This is a genomic window from Microbulbifer mangrovi, from assembly GCF_002009015.1.
In the GTDB taxonomy this organism is placed as follows: Bacteria; Pseudomonadota; Gammaproteobacteria; order Pseudomonadales; family Cellvibrionaceae; genus Microbulbifer; species Microbulbifer mangrovi.
Genome location: NZ_LZDE01000027.1, coordinates 1 through 368, shown reverse-complemented (window position 1 = coordinate 368; position 368 = coordinate 1). Strand labels below are relative to the sequence as shown.

The 368-nt window shown below is 56.2% G+C and carries 1 protein-coding gene; it reads left to right on the top strand.

Features of this window, described 5'->3' with window-relative positions; all coding sequences use genetic code 11:
• Nucleotides 1–368: metallopeptidase TldD-related protein (locus tag B4U49_RS00125; RefSeq protein WP_239692408.1), on the top strand; the 368-nt coding region annotated here is incomplete at both ends.

The following is a 368-nucleotide window of genomic DNA, read 5'->3' as shown; positions in this document are numbered from 1 at the left end:
AAGTACGGCAGCGACAAGGTCAATCTGTTCGCGGACAAGGTACAACCGGGATCCCTCGGCGCGGTGGGCTATGACGATGAAGGTGTGAAAACCAAGCGCTGGGACCTGGTCAAAGACGGCGTGCTGGTGAACTACCAGGCGACCCGCGATCAGGTACACATGATCGACCAGAAGGAGTCCCACGGCTGTTGCTATGCGGACAGCTGGTCCAGTGTCCAGTTCCAGCGTATGCCGAACGTCTCCCTGGCGCCGGGTGAAGAGAAGTACTCGGCCAAAGAAATGATCAAGGATGTGGAGAAAGGTATCTATATCCTCGGTCGCGGTTCCTACTCTATCGACCAGCAACGCTACAACTTCCAGTTTGGTGG